This window comes from Nocardia violaceofusca NBRC 14427 (assembly GCF_963869435.1).
GTDB lineage: Bacteria > Actinomycetota > Actinomycetes > Mycobacteriales > Mycobacteriaceae > Nocardia > Nocardia aobensis.
This window is the reverse complement of the sequence record NZ_CAWMPM010000031.1, coordinates 118,943-136,340: the sequence shown is the minus strand read 5'-3', so window position 1 is coordinate 136,340 and position 17,398 is coordinate 118,943. Positions and strand designations below refer to the sequence as shown.

The following is a 17,398-nucleotide window of genomic DNA, read 5'->3' as shown; positions in this document are numbered from 1 at the left end:
TGAGCGAACCGGGGCCATCATCCGCCGCGGCGGCTGGTCAGGAGGCAGCGCAGGGCCGCATGTCACAACCCACCAGGCCCGACGCATGTCGGTGCACGCCGGCGGATGGCCCGCCGGCGAGGTTCACGAAAAGGGGTGAGCCGTCGTGACGGCTACGGAACACGGAACACGGAACGGGCGATCCGACACCCGGCACGCGGTAGCGGCCGGTACATCGCTGGCCGCGGCGGCCCTGTTGGCCGTCACCGGAGTGGTGTCCATCCTGCAAGGCATCTCGGCCATCGCGAAGGACGACGTCTACGTCTCCGGACCGGAATACATCTACAAGTTCGACATCAGCGGATGGGGCTGGATCCACCTCATCCTGGGCATCCTGATGGTGGCGGCGGCCGCCGGGCTGTTCACCCGTTCGACGTGGGGACAGATGCTGGCGATCGCGCTACTGGGTTTGTCCATCATCGCCAATTTCCTGTGGCTGCCGCACTATCCGTGGTGGTCGATACTGGTCATCGCCCTCGACATCGTGGTGATCTGGGCGATCGCCACGTGGGATCCGCACCGAATCTGACATCTCGCGCCGGCCGGACCGCGTCTCGGGGACGCGGTCCGGCCGCCGCGCCGTCATCTGCAGCCACCGCATCGGCGCGTCGAATTCGTCGCTTCCGTATCGGCCGCGTAGCGCCTCGGCCGCGATCGCGGTCGCTGTTCGAAGCCGGCTTCGACGAGCTCACCGCGAATCCGATCGGTGTCGAAGTATCCGTGGGGCGTGCGGCGGAAGAATTCGACGCGCGCCCGCCCCGCTGCCGGGCGAGATCACCGCAGCGCCGGTACCTTTCGGCTCGGCGATCACATGGCGCGGGCGTACGCGAGGGCGTCGGGCGTCTGCTCGAAGATCCGCGTCTCTCCGCCCGCGGGCAGGGCCCCGAGCATCGCGAGCCGGCGGCGGTGGTCGTCGCGCAGGCCCGACATCAGGACCGTGATGTGGCGGTGCTGCAGTTTCGTGACGGCGTCCTTGAGCACCAGTGCGCCGGTGGTGTCGAGTGCGGTGACATGCGACATGCGCAGCACCACCACGTGGACGTCGGCGACCTCGGACAACTCCAGCAGGAAGCGGTGCGCGGCCGCGAAGAACAACGGCCCGTCGATGCGGTAGGCGACGATGCGGTCGTGGAGGAGGCCGTGTTCCTCGGTGAGGTGATCGGTCTCGTCGAGCGGAACCTGGTGCAGCCGAGCCTCTTTCGCTACCGAACGCAGCGCGAGCACGACGGCGATCGCGACGCCGGCACCGACCGCGGTCACCAGGTCCAGGGCGACCGTCACCAGGAATGTCGCGGCCATGACGAGTGCGTCGCCGCGGGAGGCGCGTGCGATGGCGGTCAGGGACGCGGTTTCGACCATGCGAACCGTCGTGGCCAGCAGCACACCGGCCAGCGCGGCGACCGGAATATCGGCGACCAGTGGTGCGGCCGGATAGATGATCGCGGCCAGGACCACCGCATGCGTCAGCGCGGCCAGCCGGGTGCGGGCGCCGGAGCGGACATTGACGGCGGTGCGAGCGATCGCGCCGGTTGCGGGCACCCCGCCGAACAGCGGTGCGGCGATATTGGCCAAACCCTGTCCGAACAGTTCGCGGTCGGGATCGTGGCGCGTGCCGACGGCCATGGCGTCCGCGGCGGTCGCCGACAGCAGTGATTCGAGGGCACCCAGTGCGGCGACCGCCAGCGCCGGCGCCACCAGCGATCCGAGGCTGCCCCAATCGAGGAAGTCCAGGGTCGGTGCGCTCAGCCCCGCAGGCAGGGCGCCGATGGCCGCGGTGTGGATATCGAAGACCGCGACCACGACGGTCGCGCCGGCGACGGCCAGCAACGCGAAGGGCAGCTTCGGCAGGAACCGACCGCCCACCAGCATCACCGCGGCCACCGCCACGGCGATCGCGACCGGCGCGAGATGCGGATGCGAAATATATTGGCACACAGCATCATAGGCCGACTGCCACACCTTGTCCCCGTGCGCGTGCGCGATTCCCAGGGCGTTGGGGAACTGCTGCAACGCGATCACCACGGCGATGCCGGCGATGAAGCCCTCGATCACCGGGGCCGGCATGTATCGCACCGCACGCCCGGCCCCGGCGACCGCGAGCGCCACCAGCACGATGCCGGCCATCAGGCCCACGGCCAGCACCCCGCCCCCGCCGTGCTGGTGGACGATCGGAACCAGCACGACGGTCATCGCCCCGGTCGGTCCCGACACCTGGAAACGGGAGCCGCCGAATATCGCGGCCACGATGCCCGCGACGACCGCGGTGGTCAATCCGGCCGCGGCGCCGAGTCCCGAGCTGATGCCGAAGCCCAGTGCCAGCGGCAGCGCCACCAGAGCGACGATCAGCCCCGACAACAGATCCGCGCCCGGGGCGACCACCGCCGGCCGCCAATCGGACCAGCGGGGGCGCAGTGCGGCGATATTCACAACCGTGCCGCCAGACGCAGTTTCAGCGCGGCGAGCTGTTCCCGCAACGATTCGGGCAGTCGATTGCCGCCGATGGTGGCGTACCAGTGGTCGATGTCGGCCACCTCGGCCACCCACTCGTCGATGTCGACCGCGAGCGAGGCCGCAGCCCGGGCGCGCTGCCTGTCGTCGAGACCGGTGAGATCGAGCGCCGCGGCGTCCGGCACGTAGCCGATCGGCGTCTCGATGGCCTCGGCGGTGCCGTCGAGACGGTCCAGTGCCCACTTCAGCACGCGCGCGTTGTCGCCGAACCCGGGCCACAGGAATTCGCCTTCCGGACTGCGGCGAAACCAGTTGACCTGGAAGATCTTCGGCAATTTCGCCGGGTCGGCGGCGGCGCCGAGCCGGAGCCAGTGGGCGAAGTAGTCACCGACGTGATAGCCGAGGAACGGCAGCATCGCCATCGGATCGCGCCGCACGACACCGACCGTCCCGGCCGCGGCGGCGGTGGTCTCCGAGGACAGCACCGAGGCGGTGAATACGCCGTGCGCCCAGTCGAAGGTTTCGGTGACCAGGGGGACGGTGGTCGCGCGGCGGCCGCCGAAGAAGATCGCCGAAATGGGCACGCCGTTCGGATCGTCCCATTCCGGAGCCACCGACGGACACTGCCGAATAGGCGTGCAGTACCGCGAATTCGGATGCGCGGCGGGCGTTCCCGATGCTGGCGTCCAGTCCTTGCCGTGCCAGTCGACGAGATGGGCGGGCGCCTCGGCGGTCAATCCCTCCCACCACACGTCCCCGTCGTCGGTGCGGGCGGTGTTGGTGAAGATCGAATTGCCCTTCGCGATGGTGGCGATCGCGTTGGGGTTGGTCGTGGCGCCGGTGCCGGGGGCGACACCGAAGAATCCGGCCTCGGGATTGACCGCGTAGAGCCGGCCGTCGGCGCCGAAGCGCAGCCAGGCGATATCGTCGCCGACCGTCTCGGCGGTCCAGCCGTCGAGCGCGGGTTCGAGCATGGCCAGGTTCGTCTTGCCGCACGACGACGGGAACGCGGCGGCGACGTAGTGCGTCTTCCCTTGTGGGGAAGTCAGTTTCAGGATCAGCATGTGTTCGGCCAGCCAACCTTCGTCCCGGCCGAGCACCGAGGCGATGCGCAGTGCGAAACACTTCTTGCCCAGCAGAGCGTTGCCGCCGTAGCCGGATCCGTAGCTCCAGATCTCGCGCCGCTCGGGAAAGTGCGAGATGTATTTGGTGGTATCGCACGGCCACGCGGCATCCGGCTCGCCGGCGCCCAGCGGTGCCCCGACCGAATGCAGGCACTTGACGAAGTCCGGTGCGGCAGTGAGCTTTTCCCATACGGCGTCGCCGGACCGTGTCATGATCTGCATCGACACCGCCACGTATTCCGAATCGGTGATCTGCACACCGAATTTGGGATCATCCGCATCCAGCGGCCCCATGCAGAACGCGATGACATACATGGTTCGACCGGCCATCGCGCCGCGATAGTGCTCGGTCATCACCGTGCGCATATCCACCGGGTCGACCCAGTTGTTGGTCGGGCCGGCGTCGGTCTCGCGTTCGGAGCAGATGAACGTGCGATCCTCCACCCGTGCGACGTCCTCGGGATCGGAGACGCACCAGAACGAGTTCGGCTTCCCGGTCAGCGGAACGAAGGTGCCCTTCTCGACCAATCGTCCGGTCAGCCGATCCCACTCCGCGCGGGAGCCGTCGCACAGGACGATGTGCTCGGGGGCCGTCAGCTCGGCCACCTCGGCGATCCACGCCAGAACGCTCTCGTGAGCCACCGGAACTTCGTCGAGCCATGCGATGACACGTGAACTGTCGGACACGAGACCTGCCTCCTTGATAAAGCTGCAATGTAGTTAGTTTAGAAAACCTGCAATCAGTGCCGGTATCCGGGGTCGGCGTCGATGTTCCGGCTGCTACTGCTGGATCGTCAGGCGGGCTCTTCCAGCGCCTCGGCTTGGCCCGCGACCACGCCGGTCAGGATCGCTCGTGCGACCGCCAGCAATTCCGCGACCTGCGGTGAGGTGAGTTCGTAGGTGACCGACAGTCCCTCGCGCCGGGCCACGACCAGGCCGGCTCGGCGCAGAATCGCGAGCTGCTGCGACAGATTCGCCGGTTCGATACCGATTTCGGCCAGCATCTCGGAGACCGCGTGTTCGCGCTCGCTGAGCAGTTCGAGCACGCGAATCCGGATCGGATGTCCCAGTGTTTTGAAGAACTCCGCTTTCATCTGATAGAGGGGCCTGCTGAGTCCGGGCACGCAATCACTCCCTATGGTCCGCGGCCGCACGGCCTGCCCCGTCGCTCTTGGTTGCAAAGTTTAGCAAGCAAGGAAAGTGCCGAGTTGCTTGCGCCCACCGATCAGCCGGGCAGCCGCCACGGCGGATTGCGCCTGTTCCCGGCGGCGTGGAACAAGCACAGCCGGTGGCCGTCGGGGTCACGTAATCGGGCCTCGCGCCACAGCCACGGCATATCGGCGGGGGGTTGATCGAATGCGATGCCGGCGTCGGACAGGCGCCGATATTCGCCGTCGAGGTCGTCGGTCTCGAAATACAGGGTGATCTCCTCGCCGGCCGGGACGGCGTCGACGCGGTCGACCGAGAAGGTGCTCTCACCGGCGGGACATTCGAACCGCAGATAGTGATCGTTCTCGACGATCAGTCGCAGGCCGAGCAGCCGGTAGAAACGCTCGGAGCGATCGAGGTTCGTGCTGCCGACGGTGACCTGGTTCAAGCGCATACCGTCCAGTGTCGCCGCTTGGTCGCCGGATCGGCCAGCCCTGCTCGGGAGAGCGGCGGTGGGCGAGTGCGGGTAGGTCTGCACTGGACCGCGGCCGTACCGGCGTACTCCACGAGTGCCGCCGGGGCGGTCACTCCGTGCCCCCCGATCGACTGCTCGAAACGGTTTGTCATGCAAACATTTCCGGCTCGACGTGGAAGTGGTTGTTTCCGAGCGGTTTTGTCGGCTACCGTCCCGGGCCCTCGGCGGTCGATGGGGATGCTGGTGATCGAATGTCCAACTGCCGTCCGGTCGTTTCCGCGATGCGGCGTGAAACCTGCCCTGACCGGCGAGGGGCAGAAGATGTTAATTCCCGGATCTGCCGGGTATGACGAAATACGCAGTCCGCAAGTGTTACCGAAAGGAGGAACCCGATGATTATCGGTGATTTGTCTCAGGTCGTGAACATGGTCGTGGACTGGTTCGATCAGATGCGCGGCGTGATCGGCATCTGACTCCGGTCCCTCACCCACCCGCCGAACCGCACGGGATGCGGTTGGGCGGGTGGTTCTATCTGAAAGCTTTCCAGCACATCACCCTTTTCGGATTCTGCGACGTTTTCCTGACGGTCTTAACACCTTTCGCTCATCGCAGAGGGGCGGCGTTCATCACAGATGTGCAACAGCGAGGTCCGCCGCCTCGCCCGCCTTGGCGGTGTAGCTGGTCCGGTGCACTTTCCAACTCGTGCCCTTCGGGTCGCAGACCGGGTCGTTCGCGGTGCAGGTGTCGTAGGTGCGGCTCGCGTAGGGGCCGGTGACGCTGTGACCGATGCCGCGAATGGGATTGCCGAACAACAGGATCGCGGCGATCTTCGAAGCCACCGACGCGGGCAGGGTGGCAACGATCGGCCCGCCGACCTTCGCGCCCACACTGCTGACGCCGATCGAATTGTCGACCACGTTCGCGCCTTGCGAGTACCCGACCAGGACGAAGCGCTGACTCGGGCAGGCCTTCGCCGCGTCGGTCACATGTTTCACCAGGTCGCGATTGCCCTGCTGCACCGACCACGGTTCGACCAGGCTCGCCGGGTACTCGACGCGATAGGCGCTGTGCGAGCTCGACAAGCGCTGTGCGAGTGCGTGATACACCGGGTTGCCGACGACCGCGCCGAGACCGGGATCGGCGCCGAGCGGTTCGCCGGTGCCGCGAGCGACGACGACGTCGACATCGGCGCAGGCCGTCTGCGCCGCCGCGGGGGTGGCCGCCGAGATCCCGGCCACGGCGAAGGTAGCGGCGATCGACGCGACCGCGGAGGCCGCAGCTATCTCGCGGACGTGGCGCGGCCTCTTCCCGTCGAACAGTGCCATCTGCAAGTCTCCTCTGCTGATCGACCGGGTACCCGAGCGGTACCGATGCTGGTCAGACGCTAGAACCGCGAACGAGGTCAGGAGAGCCGAGGAGACGGTCTCCGTGATTGTCACCAAGGCCCTCCGGCATCGCTGGTCGGGTGCACAGGGGGCCGCAACTACCGAGCAGCCGGGCCCGCACGGCCGTGGCGCCGGCGACGTCTCAGTCTCGGTGCGGCCGGACGCTGTGCACGACCAGCGCGGACCGCAGGTACCACAGGTCCGGATAGCGGTGCGCGTGGAAGCCGGTGAGTTCGGCGATGCGTCGCAGCCGGTAGTCGACGGTGTTGGGGTGCAGGTTCAGCGTCTTCCCGGTGCGGCGCCGGTTGAGGCCGGCGGCGATATGGCAGCGCAACGTCGCCAGCAGGTCGGGGTGCCCGTCGAGCGGTGCGAGCAGAGCCCGCAGATGCGCCAGCGCCGGTCCGGGACGGGTGAGCTGGTATTCCAGTGCGAGCTCGTCGAATCCGTACAGCCCGCAGGGCAGCTCCAGCCGCTGCACGATATCCAGAAGTTCGTGTGCCCGCTCGGCGGCGTCGGCGATGTCGGTGATCGATGCCTCCACCACCGTGGCGGCGATCGAAAGATGTGCTGCCCGACCGATTTCGGCGACCAGGTGCTCGACACCGGTGGCGGCCACCTCCGCTGCCGGAAACAGAACCGTGCCGCCGGTCGCCGACAACGTCGACAGCGTCGCGCCGCCGGCCCGTTCCGCCAGTGCGTGCCGAAGTCGTTGCACCCGAAGGTCTTTGCCGATGACGTCGTCGCCGTCGCAGTGCCGGTCCGGCTGCGTTGCCAGCGCGAGGACTCGATAGCGCTCGGCGATCGTCACGCCGTACCGAGCCCCGATCTCGGACACCGATCGTCCCTCCAGCAGAGCCGAGAGCGCGGCCTCGTGGCCGTCTTCGGCTCGGTCGAACTGCCGGACGCAGGCACCGATGATTGTGGTGCTCATGGTGTCCAACAGATCCCCGACCAGCGTGGCGGCGGCGACAACGACGTCGTAGTGCCGGTGGCCCGATGTCGCATCGCCCTGGCCGATCCGGTGCAGCACCTCCTGCACCGCGGCGTGCAGAGCGTTCACGACGTCTGTCGACAGCCCGTCGCGTGCCCAGGTCCGCGCGGCATCCTCGAGTCGCGTGGTGCAGTCGCGGGAAGAGGGTGCGTGCAGGATCTCGACCGCGAGCCGCAGACAGTCCCGCTCGGCATCGCCGGCTCGCGTCGCGTCTGCCGCGACGCGCGCGAGGAGTCGGCCGATCATCGCCCGCGCTGTGTCACGAGCGCCGGCGGGTGCGGCCGGAGCCGGACGGTCCTCGACGGCGAGGACGCCCTGGAGCCGTCGGGCCGGGTGGTCGGTGGTCGGTTCGGACATAGGTTCACTCCCATCTGCCGGGAGTGCCAGCGTGCCCGGCGTCCAGGGTCGCCCACATCGGCGAAACGACGTATATCCGCGCCTTACGGGTGTGTTCGGGCGGCCATCCACGCGGCGATCTGCGCGCGTTTGCCGAAGCCGAGCTTGGTGAGGATATGGCGAACGTGGGTATCGGCGGTGCGTGGAGCGATGACCAGCCGAACAGCGATCTCGCGGTTGGTCAGACCGTCGGCGACCAGCCGGGCGACTTGCAGTTCGCGCGCCGTCAACGGTGACTGCGGCTCCCGGACCGCGGAGTCCTCGGTCTCTTCACGCAGGGCGTACCGACGCGCCCGCTCGCGGGGCAAGGCGCGCCCGGCGGCATGGGCGCTGTCGAACGCGTCGGCGCCCAGCGCGGTGGCGGCCAGATCCCGGAATCTGCCGTGCGGCCGCGGCATGATCGCCGCCGGGTCGGAGCCCAGCAGGTCCCACGCTGTCGCCGCGGCACCGAACAATGTCGCCGCCCGTTCGCATTCGCCGCGCCGGGCCGCACACCAGGCCAGCGTCTCGAGATGGTAGGCGTCACCGAAACGGCTGTCGCGCAATCGAGTCGAGGCCAGCGCGGTACGGGCAGCGGCTTCGGCGGCGTCCAGGCTGCCGGCCATCACCTCGATCATGGCGATACCGAACAGCGCCATATCGCGGTAGTAGGTATCGCCCAGTTCGTCACTGCGCGCCGTCATATCCCGCAGGAGGCGAAGACCTTCCGCGGGCGAGCTCGCGGTGTTGGCGATCCCGTGATGCAACCGGGCGCGTAGTTCGTTGCGTCGATCGCCATGGGCGCGGAAAACCGGCACCGCCGCGCCGGCCAGCCCGGCCGAGAGCCGGTCCTCGAGGCGGATCTTCGCCACTTGCGCGCGCACCACATCGGACAACGCCGCGGCCACCCGATCGCCGCGGTCCGCGGCGATCTTGTCGGCCTCGTCCAGCCTGGTGAGCGTGCCGGGAATGTCCGACAGCCACACCGAGAACTGGGCACTGGTCGCCAGGCCGTAGGCACGGGCGGGATGGTCCGGCGAGGTGGCGGCGAGGGCGCGGTCGAGCCGGGTGCGCGCCTCGCGGTTCGTGCCCCGCAACGTCCAGTATTCGACGATCCGCTGCGCCATCGGCAGGGCGATATCCGCCTCGCCGGGCTCGGTGAGCGAATACTCCAGTGCCGCACGCAGATTCGCGTGGTCGCGCCGCAACCGCCACACCCACGACGACTGCGAGGGACCGATCCACTCGGCATCCGCCCGCGCCGTCAGCCGGTCGAACCAGTCGCGATGTCTGCGGGCGATCCGATTGTCGTCGCCGGCCGCGTGGAGTTCTTCCTGCCCGAATTCCCGCAGGGTTGCCAGCATGCGGTACCGGGCGTCGTCCGTGCCGTCTCGCTCCAGCACGGACTTGTCGACCAGCGCGTCGATCATGTCGAGCACGGCCGCAGGATCCACTCCGTCACCGCCGCAGACGAATTCCGCGGCCTCGAGGTCGAAGGATCCGGTGAACACCGACGCCCGGCACCAGACGAGTTGTTCGGCGCGCGAACACAACTCGTAACTCCACACGATGGTGGCGCGCAGCGTCTGCTGCCGTTCGGGCGAGATCGGCGAACCGGTGGTCAGCAGCGTCAGCCTCCGGTCCAGCCGCCGGCAGATCTGGTGCAGTGGCAGCGAACGCATGCGCGCCGCGGCCAACTCGATCGCCAGCGGGACTCCGTCCAACTGCCGGCACAGGCGTGCCACGTCGGCGGCGTTGTGCGGGGTGATGTCGAAATCGGTCTGCGCGGCGGCGGCCCGGTCGGCGAACAGGCGACTGCTGTCGTAACGCAGCAGTTCCGACGGCCCGGCGGTGTCCGGTGGGATCGGCAGCGGCGGCACCCGGAACGTCCTCTCCCCGGGAACCGCCAGCGATTGCCTGCTCGTTGTCAGAACCGTGACCTTGCCGCACTGGGTGAGCAGCGCCGCAACGAATTCCGCGCACGCGCCGAGGATGTGCTCGCAGTTGTCCAGCACGAGCAGGACCTCGCGCTCGCGCAGATACTCCAGCACCCGGCCGATCGCCGGCTGTTCGGAGCGGATCTGAAGATCGAGCCGGTCGGCGACGACGTCGGCCAGAAGCGCCGGCTCGCGCAGCTCGGCCAGTTCGACGAAGTACACCCCGTCGCGATACGCGCGCGCGGTGTCCGAGGCGACCCGGAACGCCAGCCGCGTCTTGCCCACCCCGCCGGGCCCGGTCAGCGAGACCAAGCGCGCCGACCCGAGCAATCGGCGGACATCCGCGGACTCGCCGCGCCGGCCGACATAGCTGGTCAGCTCCGACACCAGCCCGGTACGCACCATCCGGTCGTCCACTTTCGTCCACGCACCCGCATTGTCAGGTCTCGGCAATCCTACTGAGCACCTTTGTCACCGTGCCCATGATTGCGCGAGGACCGAGCGAAGCGCCGACCGAACCGGCCGCATTGGCAGTTAGAGGCAACTCGCCCAGCCCACGCCGAAGAAGACGAGGGCGACGAACCAGTAGCCCACGGCAGACTCCATGCCGCGCATGGAACGACTGCAAGACTGCCATAGGGCGAGTTCGAAAGGACCGCAGATTGATTCGGCTCGTCGTCGTGCTCGCGGAGCGGCGAAGGCGCTCCCGCCGTCGCCGCCTCGTGGTCGACGTCCGCCCGGCAGCCGTCGATCAGATGAGCCGCGTCACGGACTCTCACTCCGCCTGTGCCTCCGGGACGAGATTGCCGCACGCAGCCGATTTGGTCCAACAAGGGGGTAGTGAGGTAATCTCTTCGAGCACCCGCAAGCGGGAGCCACGGGCTGTGGCGCAGCTTGGTAGCGCACTTGACTGGGGGTCAAGTGGTCGCAGGTTCAAATCCTGTCAGCCCGACCGAGAAAACCCCCTCCGACCAGGGTCGGAGGGGATTTTTCGTTTCGGTAAGCGGCCCCGGCTGACGGCCAGTGTGCCAAGAGTGTGCCAACGCGCAGAATGCTGCCCGCGAACTGCGCGAGGGCGGCACCGTCCCGTCGCTGGTGGTTCGGCTCACGGTTCCTTCGGTGCGTCGAACCTCTTTCACGCGGACCTCTCGGGGTCACTACAGGCGTCCTCGGCCACGGTGCTGACCGCTCGGCGGAACGTTTGGCTGTCACCCAGGTGTAAATCTCGCCTCGCGCGGTCTGGCGCACCGAGCGGTGGCGGCATTCGACGTCCCGTTGCTGGTTCGGTCTCCGAATTGTGCTGCTGCACAGGGAAGTTGAGTTGTGGGGCGAACTGTCGGAGTTCGCTGTTTCTGCGGCTCGGGATCGCTGCCGTAGTTGTCGCGTGTCAGCGCCGATCCGTGTCGGGCACGGCGGGATATGGTGCTCGGGATCGAGGAAAACCGTTGGTGCGCCACCGCTGGCGCTGTCGCTTCCTATAGCCGCCGATATTGTCCGGGGAGCGGAGCGGGCTCGGGCGAAGGAGGCGGCGGTGGTAGTGACGGCGGAAGCGGGTGTCGCGGCGCCGGGATGGTTTACCCAAGCCATTGCGGAACTGCCCGAACATCGCGAGGTCGACGTCGCGGGTGGTGTCGTTCATCTGCGGTGCTGGGGCCGGGTGGGGACGGCCGGTGTGGTGCTGGTGCACGGCGGATCGGCGCATTCGGGCTGGTGGGACCACATCGGTCCGCTGTTGGCGGGTACGTATCGTGTGGTGGCGCTGGATTTGTCCGGTCACGGTGACAGCGCTGTGCGATCTCGGTATCCGATCGAGGGCTGGGCGGACGAGGTGATGGCCGCTGCCGAGGCCGGCGGGATAGCCGGCCGGCCGTATGTCGTCGGGCACAGCATGGGTGGGCGAGTGAGCGCTGTGGCGGCTGCTCGGCATCGGGAATCGTTGGCGGGTCTGGTCGTCGTCGATTCTCCGTTTCAGGAGCCGTCGGAAGAGTCCATCGTCGGGCAGTTGCTGCGCCGGCCGAAGACGTACCCGACGCGGGCTGAGATCTGTGGCCGGTTTCGAACGGTCCCGGACCAGGAGGTTCTGCTTCCTTACGTCGCGCGGCACGTGGCGGAGGAATCGGTGCGGGACACCGGTGCGGGGTGGGGCTGGAAGTTCGATCCCGAGATGTTGCGCAAGCGCCTCGAGGACGGGCGTATCCCACCGCTGGGCTCGCTGCGGGCCGTGGACGCGTCCGTGCTCTACATTCGGTGCGAACGTGGTTTGGTGGCTCGGGAGCGGGCGTTGGAGATCGCGAGCTTGTTCGGGCGAGCGGCGACGGTGGTCGACTTGGCCGAGGCCGGTCATCACCCGATGATGGATCAGCCGCTTGCGCTGGTGGCCACCTTGCGGACCGTCCTTGCCCAGTGGGATTCGCGCGTTCGACCGGAATAACGGCGCAACCCGCTCCGTTCGACGTCTTATGCCGAAACCTTTCTCGGAAGCCGAGCGTCAAGAGTTCCTGGCGGGCAAGCACATCGGAGTGCTGTCGGTCGCGGCTGGCGACGGGCGTCCGCCCGCCACCGCGCCGATCTGGTACGACTACACCCCGGGCGGCAACATCCGTATCAACACCGGCGCGGCACGCCGCAAGGCCAGGCTGATGCGGGAAGCCGGCGTGGTGACATTGACGGTGCAGCGCGAAGAGTTGCCCTATCAGTACGTCATCGTCGAGGGCACGGTCGTCGAGGCCGCCACTCCCTCGCCCCGGGAGGCGCGGGTGAGCATCGCCAGCCGCTATCTCGGTCCGGAGGAGGGCCGCGCCTTCGCGGACCGGATGGACGGCAACGACTCCGTACTGTTCACCATCCGCCCCGACCGCTGGATCAGCCAGGACTACTCGGGCGATCTCTGACAGCACTGTTCGGGCGTCCGGTCGGCGAAGTAGTGCTCGACATGAGCAGGCCCAGTCGGGGGCGGTCGCCCGGTCGTTTTCGATCCGCCATGTCGGTCTGAAGATCGACTCGGGCGGTCGCTGGCTGGCGAGCAAAGTCGAGTTGCCATAGGCCGGGCCGATGACCAGCCGCATCCCGTCGGCCGGCTTCGGGCGACGACCTCCGCCGCCGCGCCGGGTGCTGACGTGGCAGTTCCTGCGGAATACAATCCCGATGCTCGCCGAGTACATCGGTGCCACCAAAGCGGCGGTGTACCACCAGTTCAAATCCGATTGGCCGGCCGTCGACCGAAGACGAGCAGACATCACAGGGCGAGGGCTCCATCGCCTTCATCTTTTGCCATGCGTGTGGAATCACCCGGTTAACGACCGGGCGAACCCACTCAGCCGGATCGAATCCACTTCTCCACATCGGGTCAAGCCGTCATGGCAAATGGAACAGTCCGGCACCTGGCATACGCTCTCTCAAGCCGCGTGAGCCTCCAGTGCGGTTTCGAGCACGGTTTTGGTGAGTTGGTCGAGCGGCTCGCCCGGCCTGACCAGGTCGATGCCTTGTTATTTGGCCTGGGCCAGCAGCTGCTCGGCCAGCTTCCTAGTGTCCGCCGCATCCTTCGCCAGCGTTCACCACCGCCTCCATCGACTACACCCGCTGACCTTCCATCCCGGCGGCGTCGCACCCGCCAGCGACGCCTTGCGGGTCGGCGCCACCGCCGTCCGAAAAGTTGACCGCAGCGGCCTCCACACGGATCAGCACCTGCCCTGGACCAGGTTCCGGGTCGGGCAGGAATTGATCCACTTCAACAAAGATATCGGGCTCGCCGGCGCGTCCCTGATGCTGTTCGCCTTCTTCTCCCACGTCGGTAGTGACCTCGGCCTGACTCTCACGGGACCGCTGTTCCACATCTGAATCGCTCCGCCGGTCGTCGCTTCCCCGGGCTCTCGCGTGCCAGGGGGCCGGGCCGAATCGTATTGGCTCGGTTCAGGTTCCGTGTACTGGTCCGGGTTGCTCGGTGAGGTCCGCTCGACGCCTTCGGCCGGTCGACTGACCGCAGCGGTGTCGTTACTCTGCGGCGCCACATGGCTGTGGTTTCATTCAGCCGGTGCGCTCGCGGCATGGGTTGCGTACCACCCCGTTCGTCGAACCGACCCGGACGCGTGCCTCAGCCCCTCGCGCCCTTCGCTGTTCCTGTGTTCGAAAGGATCTGCTGTGACTGTTTCACCGGCTGAACTCATGCGGCGCAATCTGCTCGAGGTGTTCAACGAGCCGGACCCGGCTCGCCGCGCCACCGTGATCGCCGACAGCTATGCCGAGAATGTGGTGTGGCACGAACCCGACCGGAAAATCCTCGGACGCAAGGACTTCGAACGTCGAGCCGCGGAACTGCGTGCCGAGAATCCGGACTGGGTATTCCGCGCCGCCGGTCCCGCGGTGGAACTCGACGACATCGGCCAGCTCGCCTTCGAGTACGGGCCCGCCGGTGCGCCGCCCGTGGTCAGCGGCATGGACATCGCCCGCACCGCCGCCGGCATGATCATCGAGCTGTACACCATCGTCACCGAGATTCGTCAGCCGTCGTAGGGTGCCCAACCTCCCGCCCGGCGCGTCACACACGAATTTCCTGGAGAACCCAGCCATCCGTGGCTGAGATGGCTGTATCTTCATGGAAATAGGTTGCCAAATGGAAACCGTCCGACATATGGTCGGTCGATGTACGACGCGCAGACGCCACAGCAGGCATTGGATCTGGCTACCGCTACCACGCGGCAGGCGCACGAGGCCGCCGCGCTGCCCAGGTGGCAACCTGTCGCCGCCGCGGTGACGGGAGCCCTCGCGGTCCTGCTGCTGTGCACGGCGATTGCCGACGGTGTCGGCGGACCATTCGGATGGATCGTGCTGATCGGCGGAATCGGCTCGGGCTGCGCGTTCGCCGTACTCCTGCAGAAACAGCGCCGAACTCAGCGTGCCCGCGGGGTGGTCCCCCGGCCGCCTGCGGAGTGGAAGCAGAACGTGGCACTGCTGGTCGTGCTCCTGGTGGTGCCGCTGGCCGGTTACGCGATGTCCGGTTCGGACGGATGGATTCGGGTCGCGGCCGGCGTCGTCATGGGCGGATGGATCTGGTTCACGCAGGCACGGCCGCGCATCCTGTCGCGGGAGACGCGACCGTGGAAGCGCTGAACGAGCTGTTCGCCTCCCTGCCGCGTCTCAAACTCGTCGCCTTCCTCGACGGCTGCGGCGAAGCGGAATTCCTCGTCGTGGCCGAGATGTGCGACCTCAGCAAACCCACCCTGTCCAAAGCGGTGACGACGTTGGAGAGCGCGGGATATCTCGACGTCACCAAGGGCTACGTAGGCCGCAGACCGAGAACCTGGCTCGCCCTCAACGCGCGGGGCCGCGCGGCCTACCACGACCACCTCTCGGCCCTCGCCGCGCTCACCCGAAAGAGCAGGGAGATCACCGGCGAATCGTGACCTGATCCTGTTGACCCTGCCACGGTGTCAGGGCCGACACTCGAGGAGTCATGTTCACCATCGGAGACTTCGCCAGGCACGGACGTGTTTCCGTCCGCATGCTCAGGCACTACGACGCCCTCGGCCTACTGCGCCCGGCGCATGTGGACCGGTCCAGCGGTTACCGCTTCTATGAGGCGGCGCAGCTGTCGCGGCTCAACCGGGTCGTCGCGCTGAAGGATCTCGGCTTCACGTTGCAGCAGGTGCAGACGATTCTCGACGAGGACGTCAGCACCGAACAGTTACGTGGGATGTTGCGTCTGCGGCGCGCGGAGTTGGAAGCGGCTCTGGCGGACGCGGCGTCGAGGCTGGCGCAGGTCGAGGCGAGGCTCCGGTCGATCGAAGACGAGGGTTGCATGCCTCAGGAAGACGTCGTTGTCAAGCGACTGCCCGCGGTCCGTGTGGCCGAGCTGAACGCGACGGCCACGAGTTTCAGCCCCGACGAGACCGGCCCGCTGATCGCGCGGCTCTTCGACGAGCTGCGTCGGCGGCTCGACTCGGTCGGGGTCACCGCGACCGGCCCCCGCACCATCTACTTCGAGACTCCTGAGGAAGGCGACGTCGGGATCGTCGTGCACGTCGGTGTCCCGGTGCCCGCGCAAGTCACCGAAGGCGCAGATTTTCGAGTCGTCTCGCTGCCCGCCGTGGAATGCGCCGCTACGGTCGTGCATCGCGGCATGGAACACGGTTTTCTGAGCACCAGCCAGCTGCTCGTCCGGTGGGTCGAGGCGCACGGTTACCGGTTCGACGGCCATGCGCGGGAGATCACGCTCAATGTCTCGCAGAATCCGGACGAGTCCGTGGCCGAGCTGCAGGCGCCCATCGCCACGACCTGATCCCGGGTCGGCGCGGTCAGCCTGTCCACCTGCCCGCACGGTCAGGCGGCTTCTGGCTCCTACTGCTCGAATATCAGCAGCGGTTTGCCCCCGTGTTCGGGAGCTTCTGCCAAGTAGACGGCTTCGCCGAACTGCTCGAAGGGGATCGGCCGACCCTCGGGCACACGCAGCACACCGCTGTCGGCGAGCTCGAGCGTCCGGTCGATCGCTGCGGCCATTCGATCCCTCGGAGTCTCGGTGAGCCGGCGAAAGAGCCAGAACCCGCGGACCGTCTTGGTTTCGTAGATCAGTGAGCGCGCGAAGATCGGGATAGCGAGTTTGCCGGGCTCGGTGTGGCGGTGCGTCGACAGCGCACCGTAGACGACGAGCTCACCATGCGGTGCGAGCGCACGCGAGACATCGGCGCCCACCTGGCCGGCGACACAGTCGATCGCCTTGGACACGCCGGTGTCGCCCGTGATGTCCGCGACCCGTTCGCGCAGGTCCTCGTCCTCGGTGCAGATCGCCGCGGTGCCGCCCAGCGCGAGGATCTCGTCGACGGCCGAGCGGCGGCGCACGACGTTGAGGGTCTTGAAACCGATGTGGGCGCCGAGTTGGATGACCAACTGGCCCACGGTGGAACCGGCAGCGGTCTGCAGGAGCCATTCACCCGGTCGGACGTCGAGTTCATCACCGGTCAGGACCACGGCAGTGAGCGGATTGGTGAGGATCTGGGCCGCCGTGAAATCGCTCATGCCGGCGGGCACGGGCAGTACCCGAGCGGCTTCGGCGACGACGAACTCCTGCCAGGTGCCCGTGACTCCGATCGTGACGACGCGTTGCCCGACGCGCAGACCGGTTGTGCCACTTCCGAGTTCGTCGATCACCCCCACCGATTCGATACCGGGTACCGCGGGAAACTCCGGCGTGAATCCATATCGGCCGCGGATGGTGTGCAGATCGCTGGCATGGACCGGCGCGGCCATCACCCGGATCCGGACCTCGCCGGGACCGGGCTCCGGAATCGGGCGTACCCGCAGGTTCAGAACCGCGGATGGTTCGCCCACCGTCTCGGCGACGACAGACCGCATGGTTGTCATCTTTCCGGCTCTCCTTCCGTCGGATGGAGAATCAGCGGGGCCAATTCCTGGCTTACCAGCCGATCGCCATTGGCGCACCGGCGCCGATGCGGAAAATTAGCTGTACCATCATAGCTCTAGCT

The 17,398-nt window shown here is 67.5% G+C and carries 17 protein-coding genes and 1 tRNA gene; 10 read left to right on the top strand and 8 right to left on the bottom strand.

Translation table 11 applies throughout. The features are described 5' to 3' along the window. Nucleotides 1–145 precede the first annotated feature (145 nt). A complete protein-coding gene (locus tag AC5592_RS25205; protein ID WP_063065610.1) occupies nucleotides 146–568 on the top strand; it encodes a DUF7144 family membrane protein in 423 nt (140 codons plus the stop codon). A gap of 278 nt (nucleotides 569–846) precedes the next feature. Here the strand turns inward: AC5592_RS25205 and AC5592_RS25200 are convergent, their stop codons facing one another. The 7 genes from AC5592_RS25200 to AC5592_RS25170 all read right to left on the bottom strand — a co-directional run bounded on the left by AC5592_RS25200 (nucleotide 847) and on the right by AC5592_RS25170 (nucleotide 10,376). After that, on the bottom strand, nucleotides 847–2,460 hold the full coding sequence (locus AC5592_RS25200) for a SulP family inorganic anion transporter (protein ID WP_084507123.1): 1,614 nt from the start codon (nucleotides 2,458–2,460) through the stop codon (nucleotides 847–849). 2 nt (nucleotides 2,461–2,462) lie between these two features. Next, nucleotides 2,463–4,298, bottom strand: coding sequence for a phosphoenolpyruvate carboxykinase (GTP) (locus AC5592_RS25195; protein ID WP_063065609.1), 1,836 nt, complete (start codon nucleotides 4,296–4,298; stop codon nucleotides 2,463–2,465). A gap of 107 nt (nucleotides 4,299–4,405) precedes the next feature. Next, complete coding sequence (locus tag AC5592_RS25190) at nucleotides 4,406–4,705, bottom strand: ArsR/SmtB family transcription factor (RefSeq protein WP_036508345.1); 300 nt, start codon at nucleotides 4,703–4,705, stop codon at nucleotides 4,406–4,408. A gap of 131 nt (nucleotides 4,706–4,836) precedes the next feature. Next, nucleotides 4,837–5,214 (bottom strand): VOC family protein, encoded by a 378-nt coding sequence (locus tag AC5592_RS25185; protein ID WP_036508342.1) that lies wholly within the window; start codon nucleotides 5,212–5,214, stop codon nucleotides 4,837–4,839. Between the two features lie 647 nt (nucleotides 5,215–5,861). Further along, nucleotides 5,862–6,560 carry a cutinase family protein gene (locus AC5592_RS25180; RefSeq protein WP_084507113.1) on the bottom strand — a complete coding sequence of 233 codons (699 nt, stop codon included), beginning with the start codon at nucleotides 6,558–6,560 and terminating at the stop codon, nucleotides 5,862–5,864. A gap of 202 nt (nucleotides 6,561–6,762) precedes the next feature. After that, nucleotides 6,763–7,968, bottom strand: coding sequence for a PucR family transcriptional regulator (locus AC5592_RS25175; protein ID WP_063065608.1), 1,206 nt, complete (start codon nucleotides 7,966–7,968; stop codon nucleotides 6,763–6,765). Nucleotides 7,969–8,051: 83 nt separating this feature from the next. After that, entirely contained in the window at nucleotides 8,052–10,376 is a 2,325-nt protein-coding gene (locus tag AC5592_RS25170; protein WP_198163931.1) for an ATP-binding protein, read from the bottom strand. Between the two features lie 425 nt (nucleotides 10,377–10,801). Here AC5592_RS25170 and AC5592_RS25165 point away from each other — a divergent pair. The 9 genes from AC5592_RS25165 to AC5592_RS25125 all read left to right on the top strand — a co-directional run bounded on the left by AC5592_RS25165 (nucleotide 10,802) and on the right by AC5592_RS25125 (nucleotide 16,197). Beyond that, nucleotides 10,802–10,875: transfer RNA gene (locus tag AC5592_RS25165), tRNA-Pro, on the top strand. A gap of 579 nt (nucleotides 10,876–11,454) precedes the next feature. After that, complete coding sequence (locus AC5592_RS25160; RefSeq protein WP_063920380.1) at nucleotides 11,455–12,354, top strand: alpha/beta fold hydrolase; 900 nt, start codon at nucleotides 11,455–11,457, stop codon at nucleotides 12,352–12,354. Between the two features lie 28 nt (nucleotides 12,355–12,382). Beyond that, complete coding sequence (locus tag AC5592_RS25155) at nucleotides 12,383–12,814, top strand: pyridoxamine 5'-phosphate oxidase family protein (RefSeq protein WP_036511562.1); 432 nt, start codon at nucleotides 12,383–12,385, stop codon at nucleotides 12,812–12,814. Between the two features lie 160 nt (nucleotides 12,815–12,974). Then, a complete protein-coding gene (locus AC5592_RS25150) occupies nucleotides 12,975–13,331 on the top strand; it encodes a hypothetical protein (protein WP_157122176.1) in 357 nt (118 codons plus the stop codon). Between the two features lie 117 nt (nucleotides 13,332–13,448). Continuing rightward, nucleotides 13,449–13,760 carry a hypothetical protein gene (locus AC5592_RS25145; RefSeq protein ID WP_198163930.1) on the top strand — a complete coding sequence of 104 codons (312 nt, stop codon included), beginning with the start codon at nucleotides 13,449–13,451 and terminating at the stop codon, nucleotides 13,758–13,760. 300 nt (nucleotides 13,761–14,060) lie between these two features. Continuing rightward, entirely contained in the window at nucleotides 14,061–14,432 is a 372-nt protein-coding gene (locus AC5592_RS25140; RefSeq protein ID WP_157122173.1) for a nuclear transport factor 2 family protein, read from the top strand. Nucleotides 14,433–14,561: 129 nt separating this feature from the next. Then, the gene (locus AC5592_RS25135; RefSeq protein WP_063065604.1) at nucleotides 14,562–15,029 is read left to right on the top strand and encodes a hypothetical protein; all 468 of its coding nucleotides are present in this window, start codon (nucleotides 14,562–14,564) and stop codon (nucleotides 15,027–15,029) included. After that, nucleotides 15,017–15,322 (top strand): transcriptional regulator, encoded by a 306-nt coding sequence (locus tag AC5592_RS25130; RefSeq protein ID WP_063920379.1) that lies wholly within the window; start codon nucleotides 15,017–15,019, stop codon nucleotides 15,320–15,322. Before AC5592_RS25135 ends, AC5592_RS25130 begins: the two co-directional genes overlap by 13 nt. Before the next feature lie 50 nt (nucleotides 15,323–15,372). Continuing rightward, entirely contained in the window at nucleotides 15,373–16,197 is an 825-nt protein-coding gene (locus tag AC5592_RS25125; protein ID WP_063065602.1) for a MerR family transcriptional regulator, read from the top strand. A gap of 59 nt (nucleotides 16,198–16,256) precedes the next feature. Here the strand turns inward: AC5592_RS25125 and AC5592_RS25120 are convergent, their stop codons facing one another. After that, on the bottom strand, nucleotides 16,257–17,276 hold the full coding sequence (locus AC5592_RS25120) for a zinc-dependent alcohol dehydrogenase family protein (RefSeq protein ID WP_063065601.1): 1,020 nt from the start codon (nucleotides 17,274–17,276) through the stop codon (nucleotides 16,257–16,259). Nucleotides 17,277–17,398: the final 122 nt, after the last annotated feature.

Excerpts from the sequence above, each read along its gene's own strand:
- AC5592_RS25190 (WP_036508345.1), bottom strand. The coding sequence starts at position 4,705 with ATGAAAGCGGAGTTCTTCAAAACACTGGGACATCCGATCCGGATTCGC.
- AC5592_RS25185 (WP_036508342.1), bottom strand. The coding sequence starts at position 5,214 with ATGCGCTTGAACCAGGTCACCGTCGGCAGCACGAACCTCGATCGCTCC.
- AC5592_RS25180 (WP_084507113.1), bottom strand. The coding sequence starts at position 6,560 with ATGGCACTGTTCGACGGGAAGAGGCCGCGCCACGTCCGCGAGATAGCT.
- AC5592_RS25175 (WP_063065608.1), bottom strand. The coding sequence starts at position 7,968 with ATGTCCGAACCGACCACCGACCACCCGGCCCGACGGCTCCAGGGCGTC.
- AC5592_RS25155 (WP_036511562.1), top strand. The coding sequence starts at position 12,383 with ATGCCGAAACCTTTCTCGGAAGCCGAGCGTCAAGAGTTCCTGGCGGGC.
- AC5592_RS25150 (WP_157122176.1), top strand. The coding sequence starts at position 12,975 with ATGACCAGCCGCATCCCGTCGGCCGGCTTCGGGCGACGACCTCCGCCG.
- AC5592_RS25135 (WP_063065604.1), top strand. The coding sequence starts at position 14,562 with ATGTACGACGCGCAGACGCCACAGCAGGCATTGGATCTGGCTACCGCT.
- AC5592_RS25125 (WP_063065602.1), top strand. The coding sequence starts at position 15,373 with ATGTTCACCATCGGAGACTTCGCCAGGCACGGACGTGTTTCCGTCCGC.
- AC5592_RS25120 (WP_063065601.1), bottom strand. The coding sequence starts at position 17,276 with ATGACAACCATGCGGTCTGTCGTCGCCGAGACGGTGGGCGAACCATCC.